The sequence below is a fragment of the Mesorhizobium sp. WSM3224 genome (assembly GCF_000427725.1).
Classification (GTDB): domain Bacteria; phylum Pseudomonadota; class Alphaproteobacteria; order Rhizobiales; family Rhizobiaceae; genus Mesorhizobium.
The window spans coordinates 145,247-167,578 of record NZ_ATYO01000016.1 but is presented as its reverse complement, the minus strand read 5'-3'; the positions used below and the strand labels follow the sequence as shown (position 1 = coordinate 167,578).

Here is a 22,332-nt window from a genome sequence, read left to right as displayed (position 1 = left end):
CGTTCCGCTCAGGCATTGCCCTTCTGCAATGCCTGGATGACTTGTTCCTTTGGCCCGTCCGCGACAATGCGGCCTTGCTCGATGACGATGAGGCGGTCGGCAAGCTCCAGCATGCTGTAGCGATGGGTCGATACGATCAGCGTCGTGTCGCGATCGAACGCTACCTTGAGCTGCTTGATCAACTGCCGTTCGGAAGCGAGATCCATCGAACCCGATGGCTCGTCCAGGAAGACGATCTTCGGTTTGGTCAGGAGCAGCCGCGCGATTGCCACCGCCTGCCTTTGCCCGCCCGAGAGATTGGTGCCTCGCTCGCCGACATTCATGTCGTAGCCGCGCGGATGCCGCGAGACGAAGTCATCGACACCCGCGGCCTTCGCCGCATCGATGATCTCATCGTCGGTCGCTTCCGGCGCCGCCATCAAAAGGTTTTCCTTGATGGTGCCCGAAAATAGGTCGCCGGCCTGCGCTACGATGCCGACCGCGGCGCGGACCTCCGAAGGATGGTATTGGCGGACGTCTATGCCGTCGAGCAGCAATTCCCCCGACGTCGGCAGGTAAAGCCTGCCGATCAGCCGGCCCATCGTGGTCTTGCCGGAACCGATGCGGCCGATGATGCCGACCCGCTCGCCGGGCTTGACCGCGATGTTGAGCCCGCTCAGAACCTCGTTCTCCGTGCCCGGATAGGCGAAACCGACATTCTTGAAGACAAGTGCGCCGCTGCGGATCGGCCGGTTGACGAAGCCGACCGTATCGGGGCGGTCCTCCGGCTGCGCCATGATCGTATTGACGATCCTGAGCGACAACATGGCCTGCCGGAACCGCGCAAGCGTGATCGCGATCTGGCCGAGCGGCGCCACGGCCCGGCCGGCCAGCATGACGGTGCCGATGATGGCACCCGTCGAGACCTGGCCTTCCGAGAACGCGTAGGCGCCGGCCACGACCAGGGCGACCGTGACGAATTGCTGGATGGCGCCGGTGATGTTGCCCGCCGCGGCCGAGAGTTCCTTGATCTTCTCGGACGTGTTGGCTGCGTTCTTCGAGTGCTCGCCCCATTTGCGCAAGAGGTAGGCCTCTGCGCGCAGCGACTTGATCGTCTCCAGCGTGGAAATGGATTCGACCAGCAGGGCCTGGCGCTGCGACGCTTCGTTCATCGAGGCGGCGACCCGCTTGCCGATCCGCCGCTGCGTGATCAGCCCGACGATGACGGAGATGACGAAGGCCAGCGCCGGTATGATCACCAGCCAGCCGCCGATGGCGTAGATCACAGCCAAGAAGACGAAGACGAAGAGCGTGTCGATGAAGACGCTGACGGTGTTGGAGGTGAAGAACTCGCGCACGAATTCGTACTGCGTGACGCGGTTTGCATATTCACCCGTCGATCCGGGCCGTGCCGACAGCGAGGAATTCAGCACTTTCTCGAACAGAAGATAGGAGATCCGCAGATCCGCCTTGCGTCCGGCATAGTCGATCAATGACGCCCTGGCCGTCTTGAGAAGCAGGTCGAACAGGATGGCCGCGCCGATGCCGAGCGCCAGCACCCACAGCGTGGAGATCGCCTTGTTCGGCAGGATGCGGTCGTAGACGTTCATGGTGAAGATCGGCGAGGCGATCGCAAGCAGGTTGATGAAGACCGCCGACAGCACCACCTTGGAGTAGGTTCGCCAGAACGCCCCCATGGTGCCGGTCAGCCAGTGGCGCCTTTCGATCCGCGCGGCGGAGCCGACCGTCATCTCTTCGGCCGTGTTGGCATAGGTGATCGAAAAGGAAGTGCCGCCGCTGATATAGCTTTCGGCGAGTTCCGATCTGTCGATCGTGGTGCGGCCGTTTTCCTGCGGCGCCGTCAGATATTGTCCGCCCTCGATTTCCGCCAGGAGAGCGACCGGCAATTGGCTGACGCGGAAGACGATGGCCGGAAGATCGAAGCGGCCGCGCAGGAAATCACGATGGCTGAAATCCTGGACCTCGAGGCCGATGCGCTCGGCCAGGTGGCGGATTTCATCCGGCTCGATGCGTGTCTCCGGAATCGGCACGCCGGCAAACAGCACGGTTTCCGCGCTCGGCCTGCCGAGATAGGCCGCAACAGCGCAGAAGCAGGCTTTGAAGGCCTCCTTGGGCGATAGGATATTGGGTTGCTGGTTCACGATCCGCCCCGAAGGACCCGAGATCGACGCTTACATCGACTACTTCTTCCTGACCGGCGCGAGGATGTCGAACGGAAGATCGTTCTTCTGTTCCGACGGCGTCCGCGCATAAGTCTCGGTATCGGCCGTTGCCGGCACGCCGAACTCCGAGCGTGCATAGGCCGAGGCCTGCTTGGCCGGCTCGATGTTGAGCGTCTTCAGCAATTCCCCGGTTGCGGCCAGCAGCCGGTATTCCGCAAACAGCGACGCGTAAGACGACGTGTCGGCCAGTGTTGCGGTGTTGAAGCGCGTGTTCTGGGCGTCGAGCACATCGAGCAGCGAGCGCTGTCCGACCTTGAACTGCTCGCGGTAGGAAGCGACGAGCTTTTCATTGGTAGCTGCCTGCAGCCGCAGCGTCTTTGCCAGTTCCGCCTGGCGGAAACGGCGGTCCCACGAGGTACGGACGGCTTCCTCGATCTCGCGCAGCACCTGGTGCAGCGCAAGACGCTGCTCGCTGGTGCGGCGGATCTGTTCCTGTTCGTTGGCCTTGTCGATACCGCCGCGATACAGGTTCCAGCGCAACACCACCCGAGCCTGCAAGTCGCTCGCGTCGCCATTGTCGCCGTCGATGTCATACCCGCCGCGGGCAACACCCTCTGCGGTAACCGTGGGACCGTATTTCGCCCGCGCCGCATCGACCAGCGAAGCGGCGGCGTCGATATCGCTGTCGGCCATATGGACACGCGGATTGTTCTGCCGGGCAAGCCCGATCGCATCGTCCAGCGACCGCGGCAGAGCGCCCGCGACATCGGCCGGCCGCGACGCGTTGGTCAGCGGCTTGCCGACATTCTTGAAGAAGCGGATCTTGGCCGCCTCGAGTTCTTCGGTTGCCTCCTGCATCCGCGCCTTGGCGGCATAAAGCCGTTCCTCGGCCTGCTGCCGGTCGGCATCGTTGAGCGCGCCACCCGCGATACCTTGCTTGATGTCGCTGAGAATGGACTGATGGAAGCCAAGGTTCTTCTTGGCCTCGACCACGATCGATGCCTGCAGCATGTATTCCAGATAGTCTTGGACGACCGCAAGCCCGATGAATTCCGACCGTTCCAGAACCCGGAAGGAAGCCCCGTCGACCCGCGAGGCCTGGCGGTTCAATTCCGCCCGCCTTGCGCCGCTGTCATAAAGCGTCTGCGAGACCGTAAGGTCGGCCTCGTTCGGGTAAAGGGAGTCATGATCCTGATCGAGCGCGCGCCTCGTATCATTGTCCAGGCGGCGAACGCCTGTGGACGCTTCCAGATCGACGCTGGGAAGATAAAGGCCTTTTGCCTGGCGCAACTCGAATTCGATCGCTTCGCGGTTTTCGATCGCCTGTCCAATCTCCGGATTGGACTCCACAGCGACGGCGACGGCTTCTTTGAGCGTGAGTGCGCCGGCGCTCTCGCAAGCCAGCATCGACACCGTTACGGCAAGCGCAAAGCGCCAGCCGACGGTTATTTTACCCGTTCTGATCATTTCTACCCCGTGACTATCCCCGCGCCATTGTGTTTTTTATCAGCGCTTATTTGCCCAAGCCTGCCACCAGAGCTTGCGGCCAGTATCTATCAGATTTTTTGGGGATGTGAGTGCATAATGGATTAGACACCCCTCAAAAGTGCGATTCCGGACATTAGTGCCAAAACCTGTAGCAAAAATGGCACAGAAACCGGGTGCGGCGGCCGAGACTTTTCGGGTCAAAGCGGATTGCAATGGTTAATGGCCTGAAAGAAATGGCGAATCCTGCGGTCGCTACGCACAAGCTCCTGGGAAATCTGCTGCGGCTTTGCAAAGCATGCGCAAGAAATCGCCATGTCGGTCTGGTTTGGTTGGCAAGCGGGGATCGTTCCCTGTATTGCGAGTCGGAGCAAAAAGCCGTGGATTTTCTTGCATGACCAATATCGCCCTGACCGGGCTTGCCCGCGATCTTGCCCGGCGCGCCGCCGAGGGCAAGCCGGTGCGCATCGGCGTCATCGGCTCCGGCGAGATGGGTACCGACCTGGTGACGCAGGGCATGCTGATGCCGGGCATTTCGATCGCGGCCATTTCCACGCGGCGCCCGCACACCGCCCGCGAGGCGATCCGCATCGCCTATGGCGACGAGGCGATGGCGGTCGAGGCCGAGACCGCCTCAAGGGTCACCCAGGCGATCGAAGGCGGCAGGATCGCCATCACCTCGAATGAGATGCTGGTCACCAATCCACTGATCGACGTCGTCATCGACGCTACCGGAAAGCCTGGCGTCGCCGCTGATTTCGATCTGATGGCCATGGAACATGGCAAGCATCTGGTCATGATGAACGTCGAGGCCGACGTGACCATCGGTTGTTATCTCAAGCAGCAAGCCGATCGTCTCGGCGTGGTCTATTCGGTCGGCGCGGGCGACGAGCCGTCCAGTTGCATGGAACTGATCGAATTCGCCTCGGCGCTTGGGCTAACCATCGTCTCGGCAGGCAAGGGCAAGAACAATCCGCTCAACCATGACGCGGTCCCCGACGATTACCGGGAAGAGGCGGCCCGCCGCAACATGAACCCGCGCATGCTGGTCGAGTTCGTCGACGGCTCGAAAACCATGGTCGAGATGTGCGCCATCGCCAACGCCACCGGCCTGGTTCCCGATGTTCCAGGCATGCACGGACCCAAGGCCGATCGCGATCAACTCGCCAAGGTGCTGATCCCGAAACAGGACGGCGGCCTCCTGTCGAGGAAAGGCGTCGTCGACTACACGATCGGCAAGGGCGTGGCGCCCGGCGTCTTCGTCATCGTCGAGGCGATGCACCCGCGCATTGTCGAGCGCATGGACGATCTCCATGTCGGCCGCGGACCCTATTACGGCTTGTTCCGGCCCTATCACCTGACCTCGCTGGAGGTGCCGCTCACCGCTGCCCGCATCATGCTCCATGGCAAGCCCGACATGGTGCCGCTGCCGAAGCCGGTGGCGGAAGTCTGCGCCGTCGCCAAGCGCGATCTCGGCGCCGGCGAGACCTTCGACGCCATCGGCGAAACCTGCTACCGCTCCTGGACCATGACCGTCGCCGATGCCCGCGCCAGCTGCGCCCTGCCGGTCGGGCTGCTCGAAGGCGGCAAGGTGCTGAAGCCGGTCAGGAAGGGCGAGTTGTTGACTACGGACAATGCCGCGCCGGACCAGACGACAAGGCTGTACGCGTTGCGCAAGCTGCAGGACGAGATGTTGTACGGAGCCTGATGCTTTCGCCGAGTCCAGGACGGTCGCGTTGCTACCCTGGCCGGAAGCACTTCCGACTGACCCATTGACGGTCTATATTCTGGTCGAAAGAGACCGATTTATGAAGTTGTCGGAACAGGTAAAACCTATCAGCTACCTCAAGGCTCACGCGCCAGAAATCATCCGCACGCTCGCAGACAACCGGCAGCCTGTGGTCATCACGCTGCATGGTGAGGCGAAGGCCGTCCTCCAGGACGTCGGGCAATACGAAGAGACCCAGGAAACGCTGGCGCTTTTGAAGATACTGGCGCTTACCAACCAGCAAGTGGTGGAAGGTAACGTTCGACCTGCCGCCGAGACCTTCGCCCGCATTCGCCAACGCCTGTCAAAGCATGACATCTGATGCGGCACCGCGTGCTCTTCGCAAAAGATGCGGAGCGGGATCTCGAAGACCTTTACCACCACATTGCCGGCCGTGACGGGGCGGGCAGGCGATCGAATTCTCGGAGAGATCGAGAAAGCTTGCCTCGAGCTTGAGGATTTTCCTGAGCGGGGAAACGTCCCGAAGGAGTTGGCAATCCTCGGGATCGTCGAATATCGGGAGTTGCATCACAAACCGTGGCGCATGATCTATCGCGTCATAGGAAACGATGTGGTGATCTATTGCGTTGTCGATGGCCGGCGGGACATGGTGTCCTTCCTTCAACGCCGGCTGCTGCGGTGAAGCACGGAAATTTGCCGGCTTCGGGCCTCAGAAACGGCCGGATTGACCGGTTGAGCCGTTCGAGACCGATATCCGATCGCAGTCACGATTCAGCATGACTTGGCCGAACCTTATTTTCCCAGCTCTATCGACCTGAGCCGCGCGGCTTCCACCGCGTCGGTCAAAAGCTTCGTCAGCCGGTCCTCGCCCATGAGCACGACAAGTGCGGCGGCGGTCGTGCCGTTGGGGCTGGTCACCTGCTGGCGCAGCACGCCCGGCTCCTCGTCGCTTTCGGCGGCGAGAGAGGCGGCGCCGAAAACGGTCTGCAGGGCAAGCAGCTTGGCGGTCTCAGCCGGCAGGCCCGCCTTTTCGGCCGCAACCGTCAGCGCTTCGATGAAGTGGAAGATATAGGCCGGGCCGGAGCCGGAGACGGCCGTCACCGCGTCCATCAAGCCTTCGTCGTCGATCGTCGTCACGACGCCGCTTGCCGAAAGCAGTTCGGCAACGAAGCGGCGGACGTCGTCGGAAACCAGCGGGTTGGAAAACACCACCATCATGCCCCTGCCGATCGCCGCCGGCGTGTTCGGCATGCAGCGGATGACCGGCGCGAGCTCGCCCAGGATTTCCTCGAAGGTGGCGACCGGCGTGCCGGCGGCGATGCTGACGAAAGTCGTCCTGCCGTCGCCGAAGCGCTTATAGTGCGCCGTTACCTCGCGGATCACCTGCGGCTTTACCGCAATGACCACGAGATCGGGCACGGCGTCGGCCGGAATAGCTGCGGCGTCGGCGGCGGCGCGGCAGCCGAGATGTTCGGCGCGCTGGCGCAATTCGGCATTGGGCTCGACCACGAACACCGCCGTCGGCTCGAGCTTGGCGGATTTCAGCCAGCCCGAGAGCATGGCGTAACCCATATTGCCGCAACCGGCGAGAACCAGCCTGATCGTCATGAAAGCCTCCGTGAGATGGCTCTCCTTAGCCGCTTGCGCGCCTGCGGAAAAGAGCAGTGAGCAGGAGACCGATTGCCAGGACCGGTTCCTCGACGCAGGGATTTTGACCGGCGGCTATGGTTTGCGCCGATTCAGTGAGAGACGCGAACCGGGATCGGCCGCAGCGAGACTTGCCTCAGGCCAAGCACGCCCAGCACGAAGAACAGCCAGACGGGGTCGCCGCGGTGGAAGAAGAAGCTTTCCAGGAAACCGTTCAGCGCCGTGAACAGCACCACCATCATGAAGAAATCGCCGAGGAAGATGTTTTCCTTGCGCGGCGGGATGTGCATGTAGTCGCGTAGAGGAGCGATCAGGAAAGTGTAGACGGCGACGCACAGCGCGGGGATGCCCATCAGCACGGCAATGTCGAGATAGCCGTCATGGCCGTGCACGATAGTGCGGATATCCCAGGGCCGGTCGAAAGGCTGGTCCTGGTTCAGCAGCAGCGGCGTTCCCCAGAAGCTCTCGTAGCCATAGCCGGTCCATGGCTTCTTCGCCAGCATCTCGCCGGCGAACTCCCACAGCGTCGTGCGTCCGGTATAGGTCAGGTTCGGGAAATAGATCGCCGCCAGATGTTTCACCGGCGCGATGAAGACGATGCCGAGCGTGCCGACAGCGGTCGCGACGATGGCCAGCGCGAACAGGATCGGTGTGCCGAGCCGCATGCCGATGAGGCTGGGCAGCACGACGATCATGATCGAGAACGGGATCAGCCCGGCGGTGGTCTTGGAGCCGGTGTGCAGCATGAACACCATCGCAGCGCAGAAGATGCCGGCGCCCCACCAGCGTTGGCCGCGCCGGAACAGATAGAGCCCGGCGAAACTGAAACAGGCCATCACCGGACCGGCGATGTTCTTGTGCGTGAAGACGCCGCGCCACAGACCCGCATGCTCCGGCTCCTGCGAGTCGGCGGTGTGCAGCGCCTCATGCGGAAAGACGATCAGCCCGATATAGGATAGGCCGATCACCACGACCGCGGTGAAGATGACCACTCGGGCGAAGGAGTCGGCGTCGCGCGGCAGCACCAGGATCGTCGCCATGGTGATGATGCCGATCATGGTGAAGGAGGCGGCGCGCATTGCCGCGGGCGGATCGGTCGCCAGCACCACCGACAGGAAGAAGAAGCCGAGCATCAGCGCCCAGGACGGGCTGACCAGCGAGCGCACCACGCGCGGATTGGCGAAGGCAAACAGCGAGAAGATCGAGACAGCGCCGAGCGAGCCGAAACCGAGCTGGTTGACGATGTCGCCGCCGTCGCCGGTCAGTTCCGCCCCGGCCGGCTGGAAAGGCCGGAACGAGACGATGATGACTGTGAACAAGAGCGCAGCGATAGCCGTCGCCACACCTTCCCTGGTGAAGGTGCCGCTGAGCGGCGCGCGCTCAATTCTTTTCAGGCTGTCGGTACTGCTCATTGGCATATCCGAATTCGGCAAGCACCCGGCCGAGCGCGACATAGACAGGATAAAGGCCCGTCGTCAGCGAGCCGGTGCGCGCCAGCCGGATGGCGCCGCGCAGCGGCGAGGCCGCAAGCAGCGCCAGGCTCTTCAGGAGGACTTTAAGGCCGGCAAACGGCGTGCCGGCGCGCTTTTTCTTTTCGACAAGCGTTGAGATCACGCCGTTGCGTAGGCTGCGGGCGCGGATCCAGTCTGCCTCGATGCGCCGGGCCGGCACGGTTTCGTTGACTTTTGCTTCGGCGCACCAGCCGAGCACGAAACCTTTCTGCGCCGAACGGCTGAGGAAATCGGAATCGCCGCCGCCCGTGAAATTGAATCGTAAATCGAGGAAGGGCGGCCCCATCGCCGCCAGCACGTTGCGTCCTACCAGCAGATTGCCGGACGAATAGAGCGCCGGCACGCGGCCCGTTTCACGATAGGGCGGTGCAAAGACAGGATGCTCGGCCCATCTGGCATGCGCCGGGTCGGCAAAGACCGGCACTTGCGGGCCGCCGACAATGTCGGCGCCAAGAGTCTCGGCTGCCTTGCACATGCGCTCCAGCCAATCGGGCTCGGCGATCTCATCGTCGTCGATGACCAAAAGGTGCCTGAAGTTGGGAAACTGCAGCATCGCCGTCTGCCAGCCGGCATTGTAGGCGCTGCAATTGCCGCGCTCATGCGCGATGATCACCATGCCGGGCATCTCGACGCTTTCGAACAACGGCAGCGCCGCGCTCGCTCCCTCGCGCGCCTCGGCCTCGTTTTCCATCACGATGACGGCAAAGCGCCGGTCGGTCCGCTGCACCTTGAGCGAAGCCAGGGTTTCCAGCACCTGCTTCGGCCGCTTGAATGTCGGCAACGTCACCACCGCCTCGACGGTCTCGGCGGCAAGCCCCGGCGACCGTCCCGCGATCGATACAGAAGCGTCGGACGGCAAAGGGATCATCCGTTTCCAGCAGCGTGGGTTTAAGCCTCGATAGCATCGCGGTGATAACGTTTCGTTAATCACCTTCTCGCCCGTCTGTCGGAAAAGCCGGGTCTTCGGCCTTTGACAGTGCCATTTAATCAAGGCTTCACCGGGTTTTGCTACCGGCTGCACCTATGGATAGGTGAGATGCATCTGCTGTTCGCCACATCGATCGTGCCCGATGGCGCTCTCGCCTCGGGCTACGAGATTGCCAACGCCGCGATCATCGACGCGCTGCGTCGCGCCGGCGCGCGCGTGACGGTGATCGGCTTCATCTGGCCGGGAAAGGCCCCGTCCGATCCGCAAGCCACCATCGTGCTCGACGCCGTCGAGGTCCGCACCGAAAGCGCTTCGGCCTTGCGGAAGCTTGCTTGGCTCGGCAAGGCCGTTTTCTCCGGCCTGACCTTCTCTTCGGTCAAGCTGCGCGTCGTTCCTGACGCGCAAGTCCGCGCCGCCATCGAGCGCTCCGGTCCCTTTGATGGCTATGTCCTGAATTCGGTGCAGTTCGCCGGTGCCTTTGAAAGGGTGTTCGCCGACCGTCCATTCGTCTTTGTCGCGCATAATGTCGAGCATCGTTCGGCAGAGGAAAATGCCGCCGCGGCCGGCAGTGCGCCTCAGCGCTGGATGTTCCGCCGCGAGGCCAGGCTGCTCAAAATCATGGAAGAGCGCCTCTGCGGCGCCGCGCGCTTTGTCTTCACGCTGGCCGAGGAAGACCGCGCCGCGCTTGGCGTCGCCTCCGACAGACGCTCGGCGGTGCTGCCGCTGGTGACCCGCGCGCAGGCGCCCATAGGCAAGGGGCGGCGCCACATCGATTGCGACGGCGCGCTGATCGGCACCTGGACCTGGCAGCCGAACCGCATCGGGCTCGACTGGTTCCTGACCAAGGTGGTGCCGCATCTGAAACCGGATTTCCGCATCAGGATCGCAGGCAACATGCCTTCCGGCGTGACCTCGGCGCATCCCGGCGTCTCCTTCGTCGGCAGGGTCCCGGACGCCCAGGCCTTCGTCCGCGCAGCCGCCGTCATCCCCTTGATCAGCACCGCCGGCAGCGGTGTCCAGCTGAAGACCATCGAGACCTTCGAGCTTGGCCTGCCGTCCGTCGCCACCAGCCGCTCGCTGCGCGGCATCGGCCATCGTCCCGACAATTGCATGGTGACCGACGATCCGATTGCTTTCGCAGCCGCTCTCCAGGCGGCCGCTGCCAATGTCCGCGACGTGGATGGCAGCGCCTTCCATCGCCGCCAGCTCAACGCGCTCGACACCGCTATCGGGCTTGGTCTTGAGAAGCTCGGCGCCGTCAGACAGGAGGCCGCCGCATGAACATGCACACCGCGCGCGCCGCCTTCGGCTTCGATACGCTGAAGACGATTCTGGGCATTCCGGTGCTCGCCTTACGTTGGGACGAGGCCATTTCCTTGCTCACAAGGCTGATCGACGAGCGTCGCTTCACCAAGGTGAGCTTCCTCAACGCCCACAATGCCAACCTGGCCTGCACCGATCAGGTTTTTGCCGAAGCGTTGGACGATTTCCTGATCTTGCCGGACGGCGTTGGCGTCGACATGGCGGCAAAGCTGCTTTACGGCGAGCCTTTCCCGAGCAATCTCAATGGCACCGATTTCATTCCGGCCTTCCTGCAGGCGTCGTCGCACCCGCTGACGGTAGCGCTGCTCGGCACGACACGCGCCAATGCCGAAGCCGCATGCGCGAAGCTTTCGACGCTCGCCGTGCAGCACAAATTCGTCGTCATCCATGACGGTTTCTTCTCGGCCGCCGAGGAGCCGGCGATCCTTGAGCGCATCGCCAGGCTGCGGCCGGATATATTGCTCGTCGCCATGGGCGTGCCGCGCCAGGAATTGTGGATCGAGCGCCACATCGACAGCCGCCATTGCACGCTGCCGGTCGCCGTCGGCGCGCTGCTCGATTTCATGAGCGGCTCGGTGCCGCGCGCGCCGCTATGGCTGCGCCGGCTGCGGCTGGAATGGCTGTTTCGCCTTTGGATCGAACCCGGCCGCCTGTGGCGCCGCTATATCGTCGGCAATCCGATGTTCCTGTGGCGCGTGTTCAAGCAGAAGCTGTCGCACAGGCCGCAGCCGCTGGAGGCGCGCCGGTGAACAGCCGCTTCGTGCCGGGCTCCTCCACCGCAATCGAACCGCTGCCGCGCGCGCCGTCAGCCGCAATCGTCACCGCGAGCTACGCGCCCGATTTCGAACGCTGCCGGCTGTTGTGCGAAACCATCGACCGCCACGTCACCGGCATGGCGCATCACTACATCCTGACCGAGCATCGCGACGTCGCGCTGTTTCGCCGGCTGGAAGGCAGCCGCCGCAGCGTTGTCGACGAGCGGGACCTGTTGCCGCGCTGGCTGCGCGTGTTCGACGATCCGCTGAGCGGTTTTCGCCGCCGCATCTGGCTGAGCCTGAAAACACAGCCGCTGCGCGGATGGCATGTGCAGCAGCTGCGCCGCATCGCCATTGCCGGCCAAGCCAAGCAAGACGTGCTGGTCTTCTGCGATTCCGACGTCGCCTTCCTGAAACCGTTCGACGCCGGCGCCTTCTGGCGCGACGGCAAGGTGCGGCTGTTTAGGCGCGACGGCGTGCTGTCGCGCGATGGTCATGACGAGCACCGCATCTGGTCGCGCAATGCCGGCGCCGCACTCGCCATCGATCCTGCCAATGCGTCGAGCCACGACTACATCTCGACGCTGATCGCCTGGCGCCGCGAGACGGTCAACGCGATGTGCGAGCGCATCGAGACGGTGCATGGCCGCGACTGGGTCAGCGTCGTCGGCTCGGCGCGCCAGTTTTCGGAATGCATGATCTATGGCCGCTATGTCGACGACGTGCTTGCAGGCGCCGGCCATTTCCACGCCTCGGAGGAATTCTGCCGCGTCCACTGGAACGGTGAAGCGCTGTCGGATGAAGAATTCCGCCGCTTCGTCGACGCCATGGCGCCGCAACAGGTGGCGATCGGCATGCAGTCCTTCATCGGCACCGATATCGGCCGTATCCGCCGCCTGATTGGGCTGGAATAAACCGCGCTGAGATTCAGGTCAGGCCGAGTCGAAAATGGCGGCCTCCGAGAACCGGAGCGGAGCGTACTGAGGTACGTGAGCACCGGAAGCGCAGGAGGCTGCCATTTGCAGGCCGGCCTCACCTGAATCTAGACGGCCTTGGCCGGCCGGCGCATCGCTGAATAGGTCAGCAGCATCGAGGCGAGATAAAGCAGCAGGAATACGATGTTGAGCGACAGCACCAGATTGGCCGTATCGGCGATCGTCGTCAGCACACAGGTCAGGAGCACGGCCTTCAATCCGGCAAGCAGGCCGAGATTGATCGCCCGCACCGCCGTCTGGCCGCGCGCGAACAGAAGCTCGGCCTGGTATTCGACGAGGTTGCGCAGGCCCGGCACGCAGACCGCGAGCCCGACCAACGGCGCTGCCTCGGCGACATTCTTGCCGAGAGCATTCGGGAAGAAGTGCAGCACGATGCCGAGCGACACGAGCGCCAGCGTCGAGACCAGGAACACGCCGCCTTCGATGCCGCTCTTGACCGTCAGCCGCGATAGAAGTTCCGGCGCCCGCATCATGCGCTGCACCAGCATCATCGAGAAGGTGCGGATCGGGATCGCCGTGAGGTCGACCAGCCGCATGATGATGGCGTAGATACCGGCGAGGTGCGGTCCGCCGATCGACAGCACCAGGAGCTTGTCGAACTCCATTTGCAGATAGAACAGAATTTCGGATCCCGCGACATAGATGGAATCGGCGAGCCGCCGGAAATAAAGCGCGCTGCGCAGCCTCAGCCGCTGGCGCGGATAAAAGAAGGCGAAGGCGACGACGAGCGATGCGGCGTTGGCGCCGATGTAGAACAGCGACCAGACGTCGATGGTGTGCTGCGCAGCGAACATGAACAACACCGCGCCGGCCGCGCGCAACGCCGTTGCCAGGATTGCCAGCACCGCGGCGCGGCCGAATTTGCCAAGCCCGTTATTGACGATCAGCACCACTTCGACCGGCCGCCACAAAAGCGCCTCGGCGAAGACGACCGCGGCGTAGGCCGACAGCGGCACGGTGCCCGAAAAGAAGATCAGGTAGACGGCGTAGGATGCGGCGGCCAGCAACGGCAGCGACAAGACGCCGAGAAGCAGGAAGCCGGCGGTGAAGGTGCCGATCAGGTTGGGGCGGATCGTGGCGGTGCGGTAGAGCGCCGAGATGAAGCCGAAGGCGAGGATGCGCGACAGCATGATGCCGGCGGCCGAGGCGGTCGCGAACATGCCGAACTCGGCGATCGAAAGCGTATTGGCCAAAGCGATGAAATAGGCCAGCGAGAAGACCAGCCGGCCGCCGGCGCCGCTGATCGCCGAGAAATAGTCGAGCACCAGCTTCCGGCGGGTGGCCACGAAGTGGCCGATCCGCGCGAACGTCCGCCTTTGCGGTATGTCGCTGGCCCGGGTCATATCCGGGGCAATACATAGGCTGGAAAGTTTAACGCGGCGTTCTGGCGGCCTCCTCGGCGGCGCTGAAAATGCCGCGTGCAAGGCGAGAAACCGTGCTCGCCGAGGCGCAAGATTAACGTTTTGTTTCCTATGCCTGTTTAGCGTGGCTTAACGATTGGGCCGATCCGCCGCGCCGAAGCCACCAAAGGTAAGTTCCAGGACAATGGTCGACAGGGATAACCGTGATGACTGGAGGCGCGAGCGTTCACTGCTCGCGCTCGGCCAGGCCATGCGCGGCGAGGACAACACGGTTTCGATCGGCGACCGGGCCGACTCTTCATGGCGCCAGGATGCCGCCGCGCGCCACCGCGCCGCGCGTTCCGAGCGCGAAGGGAAGTTGAATCCGCAGCCCGCAGAGGCTGGCGAATTCGGCCGCGATCAGGCCCGACTGAATTCGGATCCCGTCGAAACCGAAGATGACTTGGCTGGAAGGGATCGGCCCTCTTCGACAGGGCAGGGCTATGAGGCCGCGGCGGCGAGCCATCGGCCGCAAGCCACCCCCGAACCTCACTATACAAGCCGGCCATCCGCCGGCGACGGCTCCCAGGATTGGAAACCGCTGATCGACCCGATGCAGGTCATTCACGGCGTTACGCGATCGAAGGCGCTGATCCTGTCGACGACGATCCTTGGCGCGGCCCTTGGCGTCGCCATCGCGCTGTCGACGCCGAAGAAATACGAAGCCACCACCGACGTCATCGTCGACCCGCGCGACCTCAAGCTCACCGATCGCGACCTGACGCAGAACGTGGTCGCCTCGGACGCGACGCTTGCGATCGTCGAGAACCAGGTTCGCATCCTGACCTCGGGCACCGTTCTCAACAAGGTCGTCACGGATCTCAACCTCACCAACGATCCCGAGTTCAACGGCCAGGGCACCGGCGGCATCGGCCTGATGTCGACGCTCCGCTCAATCCTGTCGCGGCAGGATGCGAGCCCCGCCAACGAGGCGCGCCGGCGCTCACTGGCGGTCGGCAATCTGGCGGACAGCCTCGACGTCGAGCGTGGCGGCAAGACCTTCGTGGTCTCGGTCAGCGCCACCACGCAGAACGCCGAGAAATCCGCGCTGATCGCCAACACCATGGTCAAGGCGTTCAAGCAGATTTCCAGCGACATCCAGTCCAATACGGCGGGCCGCGCCAACGACGAACTCACCGGCAGGCTCGACGAATTGCGCAAGGGCGTCGAGACGGCCGAACGCCAGGTCGAGGATTTCAGGGCGACGCATGACCTTGTCGACGCGCAGGGCCACCTGATCAGCGACGACCAGATGCTGAAGCTCAACGAGCAGCTTTCCATCGCCCGGGCCCGCACGCTCGAGCTCAACGCACGCGCCGCCTCGGCGCGCTCGCTGAATATCAATTCGGTCCTTAGCGGCACCTTGCCCGAGGAAATCAACTCCAACATGATGAGCGAGCTGCGCTCGCAATATGCAGCCCTCAGGCAGGAGGCGGACCGCGCCGCGATCAAATTCGGCCCGCGCCATCCGGAGATCGAGGCGCTCAACGCCCAGCTTGCCGGCGCGCGCGAACGCATCAGCGCCGAACTGCAACGCATCGCTTCCTCGCTGCAGGTCGACCTGAAGCGCTCCGTCCAGCTCGAGCAGGACCTGTCCTCGCGCCTGGCGCAGGCCAAGGTGCAGAGCGGCGACGTCAACAGCAATCTGGTTTCGCTGCGCGAGCTCGAGCGCGAGGCCGCGGCCAAGCGTTCCGTCTACGAACAGTTCCTGCTGCGCGCCAAGGAAACCGGCGAGCAGAAGGACATCAACACCGCCAACATCAGCGTCATTTCAGACGCCTATGCGCCGCTGCAGGCCAAGGGTCCGTCGCGCGCGGTGATGGCGGTGGCCGGGCTGTTCGCCGGGCTGTTCGCCGGCATCGGCCTCGGCGTGCTGCGCGGCATCCTTGCCAGCCTGCGCGAAACGGCCGACATCCACTCGCGCCGCAGGGTCGACGAGCGTGCACCCGCGATGGAGAACAATTCCAAGCGAGCCGCGCCACCGCCTGCACCGCCACGGCTCGTTACGCCGCCGGTCGCTCCACCGCCGGCTCCTCCGTCTTTCACGCCGCCTCCAGCTCGGTCATTCACGCCGCCCCCAGCCGCGTCTTTCACACCGCCGCCAGCCTCGCCTCCACCCCCTCCACCGGTGTCGGCGGCTGCGCCGGCTCCGGCCCAGTCCGTCGCACCACCGACACCGGACGACGACGCAGGAAGGCCAGGACTTTTCGGCTCGCTGGCCTCGGCGGTTCGCTATTTCGTGCGGCGCGAGCCGGTTGAAACGGTCGATATGGACTCTGTCCCACCTGAAAGCGCCTGGCGCGCGCCCAGCCGGGAAGAACGCTATTCGCGGGCTGAGACATCGACGCGGGAGAACTTCCAGTCGCCATACGACCAGGGCTATTCCTATCGGCCCGACCATACGCGGACCGATCCCTACGAGGATCATTCTCCGGTATCGCCGGCATCCTATCATCCGCAGTCGCCGACCGCGGCCGAGGCTCACCAGCAGTCCGCCGATCAGCAGGGCCAGATCGACGAGATCCGCGCCAGCCTGCGCGAATTCCGCGAGGCGGTGCGTGAGCTGACCGAAAGCCGCGCTAGCCGCCGCTATTTTTAAACCGTCCAGCGTTCGATAAAAAGCGGCCGGTTTCGGGTTTACGGCATCCGACGACGCTTTGACGGGATTGCCTTGTCGAATTTTCGTGACAATGCCGCGCTGCATTTCAGCCGCCGGCGTCTCGCTTTGGCGAATCGACATGCCGGATAGAGGAATGGGGCCGTGCATCGATGCGGCCTCGAAACGGAGAGTTCGTGATGACCGAAGTGATCGACGGAAAGCGTGTCGCCGAGGATGTGGTTTTAAAGGTCAAGGCGCTGACGTCGGAGCTTTCGGCCAAGGGCGCCACCAAGCCCGGCCTGGCGGTCGTCATTGTCGGCGAGGATCCCGCAAGCCAGGTCTATGTTGCATCGAAATCGCGCACTGCCAAGGAATGCGGCTTCCATTCGCTCCAGCACACCCTGCCAGCCGATACCACCGAGGAACAACTGCTGAAGATCATCGGCGACCTCAACGCCGATGCGTCGATCCACGGCATCCTCGTGCAACTGCCGCTTCCCGGCCACATCGACGCCGGCAAGGTCATCCAGACGATCGCGCCGGAAAAGGATGTCGACGGCTTCCACTTCATCAATGTCGGCAAGCTCGGCACCGGCGAGCTCGAGACGGCGTTCGTGCCCTGCACGCCGGCCGGCTCGATGCTTTTGATCGAGCGAGTGCGCGGCAAGGACCTGTCCGGCCTCAACGCCGTCGTCGTCGGTCGCTCCAACATCGTCGGCAAGCCGATGGCCAATCTGCTGCTCGCCGCCAATTGCACGGTAACAATCGCCCACAGCCGTACCAAGGACCTGCCGGCCTTGGCTCGCACCGCCGATATCCTGATCGCCGCCGTCGGCCGTCCGGAGATGGTCAAGGGCGACTGGGTGAAGCCCGGCGCCACCGTGATCGACGTCGGCATCAATCGCATCCCGGCGCCCGAAAAGGGCGAAGGCAAGAGCCGCCTGGTAGGCGACGTCGCCTATGCCGAGGCGGCCAAGGCCGCCGGCTCCATCACGCCGGTCCCCGGCGGCGTCGGGCCGATGACCATTGCCATGCTGATGGCGAACACTGTAGCTTCCGCCTACCTCGCGGCCGGGTTGAAGCGGCCGTCCTTCTGATTTGAGAAAGCCTTGGCATTGCCGAACCTGACTGTTCCCGTTGAACGGCCGATCACGAACGATCCCGTTCAGGGCGGCCGTCAGTTCGGCTTCCTGCTGGTCGACAAGTTCTCGATGTTCTCCCTTGCCGCGGCCATCGACTGCTTCCGCTCGGCGAACCGCCTGCTTGGCCGCGATTTCTATGGCTGGACGACGATTTCGGCCGACGGCGACGCGGTCATGGCCTCGAACGGCCTGCCGCTGAAGATCGACTACTCCGTCGCCGACATGCCGCCGGTCGACATCCTGTTCGTCTCGGTCGGGCTCACCACCGAATTCCCCGGCAAGAGCAAGGTGCTGGCCGCGCTGCGCAGCTGGGGCCGCCGCGGCAACGCGCTTGGCGCTTTATCGGTCGGCTCCTACTTGCTGGCCGAAGCCGGACAGCTCGACGGCTATCGCTGCACCATCCATTGGGAGAACCGCGCCGGCTTCATGGAGCGCTTTCCCGACATCACCTGCACCGGCAACGTCTTCGAGATCGACCGCAAGCGTTACACCTGCGCCGGTGGCACCACCTCGATCGACCTGATGCTGGAGATCGTGCGGGGCGATTTCGGCTCCAACCTTGCCAATGGCGTCGCCAACCAGTTCCAGCACGAGCGCATCCGCTCGGCCGGCGACCGCCAGCGCGTCGGACCCGAGCGCGACCTCACCGGCAAGTCGGAGAAGCTGAGGCGCATCGTCGAGCTGATGGCCGACCATCTCGACGAGCCGCTGTCGGCGGTGCAGCTCGCCAAGTCGGCGGGCCTTTCGGTGCGCCAGGTCGAGCGCCTGTTCCTGCGTCACCTCAGCGTGACGCCTGGCCGCTACTACATGCGGCTGAGGCTGGAACGGGCGCGCGAGCTGTTGCGCCAGACCAACATGCCGATCCTCGACGTAGCGATCGCCACCGGCTTCACCTCGCATTCCTATTTCGCGCAGAGCTACCGGCTGCAGTTCGGCCGCCCGCCATCGGAAGAGCGGCGCACCACCTACTGAGTGGTTTGCCTGGCCGTCGGACTTGTTTCCAAGGCTTGCCTCAAATAGCTTTCCCAACGCGGACGAGGGTTGCTCTCAGGAGATTTTCATGGCGGGACTGATACGGAGCGTTGCTGCGGCGGCCTTCCTTTTGTCGATGACCGGTTTCGGCTTTGCCGCCAACAAGGTCATCATCATCCTCGATGCGTCTGGCTCGATGTGGGCCCAGATCGACGGCAAGCCGAAGCTGGAGATCGCGCGTGAATCGCTGCGCACGGTGCTGCAGTCCGTGCCGGCCGACGACGAGATCGGCTTCATGGCCTACGGCCATCGCACCAAGGGCAGTTGCGACGACATCGAGTTGATCGTGCCGCCACAGGCCGGCTCCGCCAGCGCCATTTCGGCAGCGGCCGACAGCATGAAATTCCTCGGCAAGACGCCGCTGACGGCCGCCGTCAAGCAGGCCGCCGAAGCGCTGAAGTACACCGAGGAAAAGGCAACGGTGGTGCTGATTACCGATGGCCTGGAGACCTGCGGCGGCGATCCTTGCGCGCTCGGCAAGGAGCTCAAGGAAAGCGGCGTCGACTTCACCGCCGATGTCGTCGGCTTCGGCCTGACCGCCGACGAAGGCAAGCAGATCGCCTGTCTCGCCGAAAACACCGGCGGCAAATACATCCAGGCGTCCGACGAGAAGGCGCTGCAGCAAGCTCTTGTCGAAACCGTCGCGGCACCGGCCCCTGCGCCGGCTCCCGAACCGGCACCGGCACCCGCGCCTGCGCCCGAACCCGCCAAGGCTGAATTCAATTTCATGCCGAGCGTGGTCATGGCCGACGGCGGCGATCCGATCGCCGACGGCAATGCATGGGAGATATACAAGGCCGCGGCCGACGGCTCGCGCGGCGATCAGGTCACCACCGAGTATGGCGAGCTGAAGACCAACCTCGAACCGGGCGACTATGTCATCGTCGCGCGCGACGACGAGGCAAGCAGCGAGCAGAAGATCAAGGTCGAGGCCGGCCAGGTCTACAAGCCGCTGTTCACGCTTAACGGCGGCACGCTGGTGATCCATCCGCATGCGAGCCAGGGCTCCGAGATCAGCGGCGAGGCCCGCGTCGACTTCGCCTATCCCGGCGGCAGCACCACCCACTATGGCGACGCCAAGGTCATCGTGCCGGCGGGCGAGCAGACGGTCACCGTGCAGATCGGCGCCGGCACCGCGTCCGAGACCGTCCAGCTTGCCGCCGGGCAGACCGTCGAGAAAGACGTCGTCGTCGGCGTCGGCCACGCCGTGCTCAACGCCTACTACACTGCCGGCGGCGACATGGCCGACAATTCCGGCATCGGCTTCGAGATCCTCAAGGCGAAGAAGAAGATCGACGGCTCACGCGAAAGTGTCGAGCATTCCTACGGTCCGGACAGCAAGTTCTGGCTGCCGCCGGATGATTATGTCGCGCTCACGACGCTCGATCTCGCCGTCGTCGAGCAGCCCTTCAGCATCAAGGCGGGCGACAGCCAGGATGTGAAGGTGGCGCTCGACGCTGGCGTGCTGGCGATGTCGGCGCCCGGCGCTTACTCGATCGAAGTTTTCTCGTCGAGGAAGGACATCGAGGGCAAGCGCAAGTCGCTCGGACTGACCTACGGCGACAGCTGGCAGCAGACGGTTCCGGCCGGCGACTATGTCGTGGTGCGCCACATGTCGGCTGAAGGCCAGGAAAAGGAAGTGCCGGTGACGATCAAGGCCGGCGGGCGGACGGAGATCACCGTTCAGTAGGCATCGCAGTCTGCGAACGAAAAAGGGCGGCACCCGGCCGCCCTTTTTCTTGAGGCGCGTTGGGGAAGAAGTCAGGCGATTCCGAATGCCGCGGCGCCATGGTCGGCGCGGCCGACAAGTTGCCGGAAGCCGGCGAACAGCTCGCGGCCGAAGCCGAATTCGTTGCCGATGAGATCGGCGTCCGCCGTGCGGCGCAGCGCTAATTCCGTGCCCTCCACCAGCACCTCCAGCGTGCCGGCGTCGGCGTCGAGCCGGATGATGTCGCCGTCATGGATCCTGGCGAGCGGTCCGTCTTCGACCGCTTCCGGCGTCACGTGGATCGCCGCCGGCACCTTGCCGGAGGCGCCGGACATGCGCCCGTCCGTCACCAGCGCGACGCGCTGCCCGCGATCCTGCAGGATGCCGAGCACGGTGGTCAACTTGTGCAGTTCCGGCATGCCGTTGGCCTTCGGTCCCTGGAAACGGATGACGGCGATGAAATCGCCGGTCAGCGTGCCGGCCTTGAAGGCGTCGTTCAGCGCCTGCTGGCTGTCGAACACCTTTGCCGGCGCCTCGATGACGCGGCGCTCCGGTTTCACCGCCGAGGTCTTGATCACGGCGTGGCCGAGATTGCCGCTGAGCACTTTGAGGCCACCCGTCGCCTGGAACGCTTTCCTGGCCGGCGCCAAAACCTTCTCGTCGCCGCTCTGCAGAGGTGCTGCTTGGCGCACCACGCTGCCGTCCTCGCCGAGTCTCGCCTCGACCGCGTAGGGCCGCAGGCCTTCGCCCCACACCGTCTGGACGTCCTCGTGCAACAGCCCTTCGTCGAGCAGCTCGCGGATCAGGAAGCCGAGCCCGCCGGCGGCATGGAAATGGTTCACGTCGGCAAGCCCGTTCGGGTAGACGCGGGCGAGCAGCGGCACGGCCTCCGACAGGTCCGAAATATCCTGCCAGGTCAGCGCGATGCCGGCGGCTGCCGCCATGGCGATCAGGTGGATGGTGTGGTTGGTCGAGCCGCCGGTGGCGTGCAGGCCGACGACGCCGTTGACGATCGAGCGCTCGTCGATCATGCGCCCGACCGGCGTATAGGCATTGCCGAGCGCGGTGATCGCCAGCGCCCGCTTGGCCGCTTCCCTGGTCAGCGCGTCGCGCAGCGGCGTGCCCGGATTGACGAAGGAGGCGCCCGGCGTGTGCAGGCCCATGATCTCCATCAGCATCTGGTTGGAATTGGCGGTGCCGTAGAAGGTGCAGGTGCCCGGGCCGTGATAGGATTTGGATTCGGCCTCCAGCAGTTCGGCCCGCCCCACCTTGCCCTCGGCATAGAGCTGGCGAATCTTGGCCTTCTCGTCGTTCGGGATGCCCGTGGTCATTGGTCCCGCCGGGATGAAGACAGCAGGCAAATGCCCGAAGGTAAGCGCGGCGATCACCAGCCCCGGCACGATCTTGTCGCAGACGCCCAGAAACACGGCCGCGTCGAACATGTTGTGCGACAGGCCGATCGCCGCCGCCATGGCGATCACGTCGCGTGAGAACAGCGACAGCTCCATGCCGGGTTGGCCTTGGGTGACGCCGTCGCACATCGCCGGCACGCCGCCGGCGACTTGGGCGATGCCGCCGGCGTCGCGCGCCGCTTCCTTGATCAGCGCCGGAAACGTCTCGAAGGGCTGATGCGCCGACAGCATGTCGTTATAGGAGGTGATGATGCCGAGGTTCGGCACGCGGTCGCCGCCGAGCGCGATCTTTTCGGATGGGCTGCACACGGCAAAGCCATGGGCGAGGTTGCCGCAACTCAGCACCGCGCGGTTGGCGGTGCGGCTGGAAGCCTCCGCAATGCGGCCCAGATAGGCTTCACGGCCGGCTTTCGAACGTTGGCGGATGCGTTCCGTGATGGCTTCGATATCGCGTCTGGCTGTCATGGTCCGTCCTTTCAAACCCGGCAACGTCCTCCCAACGCC

Annotated in this window: 16 protein-coding genes and 1 pseudogene; 10 read left to right on the top strand and 7 right to left on the bottom strand. The window is 64.2% G+C overall.

What is annotated here, in order from left to right; all coding sequences use genetic code 11:
- Window positions 1-8: 8 nt before the first annotated feature.
- Together YU3_RS0122705 and YU3_RS0122700 are read right to left on the bottom strand one after the other, a co-directional pair.
- On the bottom strand, window positions 9-2,141 hold the full coding sequence (locus YU3_RS0122705; RefSeq protein WP_027168388.1) for a type I secretion system permease/ATPase: 2,133 nt from the start codon (window positions 2,139-2,141) through the stop codon (window positions 9-11).
- A 39-nt stretch (window positions 2,142-2,180) separates the two neighbouring features.
- Window positions 2,181-3,629, bottom strand: a complete 1,449-nt coding sequence (locus YU3_RS0122700; RefSeq protein ID WP_027168387.1) for a TolC family protein — start codon at window positions 3,627-3,629, stop codon at window positions 2,181-2,183.
- 412 nt (window positions 3,630-4,041) lie between these two features.
- Between YU3_RS0122700 and YU3_RS0122695 the strand changes: the two genes are divergently transcribed.
- The 3 genes and pseudogenes from YU3_RS0122695 to YU3_RS37220 all read left to right on the top strand — a co-directional run bounded on the left by YU3_RS0122695 (window position 4,042) and on the right by YU3_RS37220 (window position 6,058).
- Window positions 4,042-5,355: an NAD(P)H-dependent oxidoreductase gene (locus YU3_RS0122695; RefSeq protein WP_027168386.1), complete on the top strand. Its 1,314-nt coding sequence runs from the start codon at window positions 4,042-4,044 to the stop codon at window positions 5,353-5,355.
- Window positions 5,356-5,455: 100 nt separating this feature from the next.
- Window positions 5,456-5,737, top strand: coding sequence for a type II toxin-antitoxin system Phd/YefM family antitoxin (locus YU3_RS0122690; RefSeq protein WP_027168385.1), 282 nt, complete (start codon window positions 5,456-5,458; stop codon window positions 5,735-5,737).
- Window positions 5,737-6,058, top strand: a pseudogene (locus YU3_RS37220) (type II toxin-antitoxin system RelE/ParE family toxin). Before YU3_RS0122690 ends, YU3_RS37220 begins: the two are co-directional and overlap by 1 nt.
- Window positions 6,059-6,168: 110 nt before the next feature.
- On the opposite strand, the gene proC reads toward YU3_RS37220, so the two are convergent.
- The 3 genes from proC to YU3_RS0122670 all read right to left on the bottom strand — a co-directional run bounded on the left by proC (window position 6,169) and on the right by YU3_RS0122670 (window position 9,402).
- Window positions 6,169-6,984 carry a pyrroline-5-carboxylate reductase gene (gene proC, locus YU3_RS0122680; RefSeq protein ID WP_027168384.1) on the bottom strand — a complete coding sequence of 272 codons (816 nt, stop codon included), beginning with the start codon at window positions 6,982-6,984 and terminating at the stop codon, window positions 6,169-6,171.
- 131 nt (window positions 6,985-7,115) lie between these two features.
- Window positions 7,116-8,435, bottom strand: a complete 1,320-nt coding sequence (locus tag YU3_RS0122675) for an O-antigen ligase (protein WP_027168383.1) — start codon at window positions 8,433-8,435, stop codon at window positions 7,116-7,118.
- A complete protein-coding gene (locus YU3_RS0122670) occupies window positions 8,404-9,402 on the bottom strand; it encodes a glycosyltransferase (RefSeq protein ID WP_027168382.1) in 999 nt (332 codons plus the stop codon). Before YU3_RS0122670 ends, YU3_RS0122675 begins: the two co-directional genes overlap by 32 nt.
- A gap of 168 nt (window positions 9,403-9,570) precedes the next feature.
- Here YU3_RS0122670 and YU3_RS0122665 point away from each other — a divergent pair, with 168 nt between their 5' ends.
- Genes YU3_RS0122665 through YU3_RS0122655 form a run of 3 tightly spaced genes read left to right on the top strand, consistent with a single transcriptional unit; the run spans window position 9,571 to window position 12,454 of the window.
- Entirely contained in the window at window positions 9,571-10,743 is a 1,173-nt protein-coding gene (locus tag YU3_RS0122665) for a glycosyltransferase family 4 protein (RefSeq protein ID WP_027168381.1), read from the top strand.
- A complete protein-coding gene (locus tag YU3_RS0122660) occupies window positions 10,740-11,534 on the top strand; it encodes a WecB/TagA/CpsF family glycosyltransferase (RefSeq protein ID WP_027168380.1) in 795 nt (264 codons plus the stop codon). The genes YU3_RS0122665 and YU3_RS0122660 overlap by 4 nt, the downstream gene beginning before the upstream one ends.
- Window positions 11,531-12,454, top strand: a complete 924-nt coding sequence (locus YU3_RS0122655) for a DUF6492 family protein (protein WP_027168379.1) — start codon at window positions 11,531-11,533, stop codon at window positions 12,452-12,454. Before YU3_RS0122660 ends, YU3_RS0122655 begins: the two co-directional genes overlap by 4 nt.
- Window positions 12,455-12,582: 128 nt before the next feature.
- Here YU3_RS0122655 and YU3_RS0122650 read toward each other — a convergent pair whose 3' ends face one another.
- Complete coding sequence (locus tag YU3_RS0122650; protein WP_027168378.1) at window positions 12,583-13,878, bottom strand: lipopolysaccharide biosynthesis protein; 1,296 nt, start codon at window positions 13,876-13,878, stop codon at window positions 12,583-12,585.
- Between the two features lie 202 nt (window positions 13,879-14,080).
- Between YU3_RS0122650 and YU3_RS0122645 the strand changes: the two genes are divergently transcribed.
- The 4 genes from YU3_RS0122645 to YU3_RS0122630 all read left to right on the top strand — a co-directional run bounded on the left by YU3_RS0122645 (window position 14,081) and on the right by YU3_RS0122630 (window position 20,398).
- Window positions 14,081-16,534: a GumC family protein gene (locus YU3_RS0122645; protein ID WP_027168377.1), complete on the top strand. Its 2,454-nt coding sequence runs from the start codon at window positions 14,081-14,083 to the stop codon at window positions 16,532-16,534.
- 197 nt (window positions 16,535-16,731) lie between these two features.
- Window positions 16,732-17,631 carry a bifunctional methylenetetrahydrofolate dehydrogenase/methenyltetrahydrofolate cyclohydrolase FolD gene (gene folD, locus YU3_RS0122640; protein WP_027168376.1) on the top strand — a complete coding sequence of 300 codons (900 nt, stop codon included), beginning with the start codon at window positions 16,732-16,734 and terminating at the stop codon, window positions 17,629-17,631.
- 18 nt (window positions 17,632-17,649) lie between these two features.
- Complete coding sequence (locus tag YU3_RS0122635) at window positions 17,650-18,648, top strand: GlxA family transcriptional regulator (protein WP_036259221.1); 999 nt, start codon at window positions 17,650-17,652, stop codon at window positions 18,646-18,648.
- Between the two features lie 88 nt (window positions 18,649-18,736).
- Complete coding sequence (locus YU3_RS0122630; RefSeq protein WP_027168374.1) at window positions 18,737-20,398, top strand: VWA domain-containing protein; 1,662 nt, start codon at window positions 18,737-18,739, stop codon at window positions 20,396-20,398.
- Window positions 20,399-20,469: 71 nt separating this feature from the next.
- Here the strand turns inward: YU3_RS0122630 and edd are convergent, their stop codons facing one another.
- The gene (edd, locus tag YU3_RS0122625; RefSeq protein WP_027168373.1) at window positions 20,470-22,293 is read right to left on the bottom strand and encodes a phosphogluconate dehydratase; all 1,824 of its coding nucleotides are present in this window, start codon (window positions 22,291-22,293) and stop codon (window positions 20,470-20,472) included.
- Window positions 22,294-22,332 lie beyond the last annotated feature (39 nt).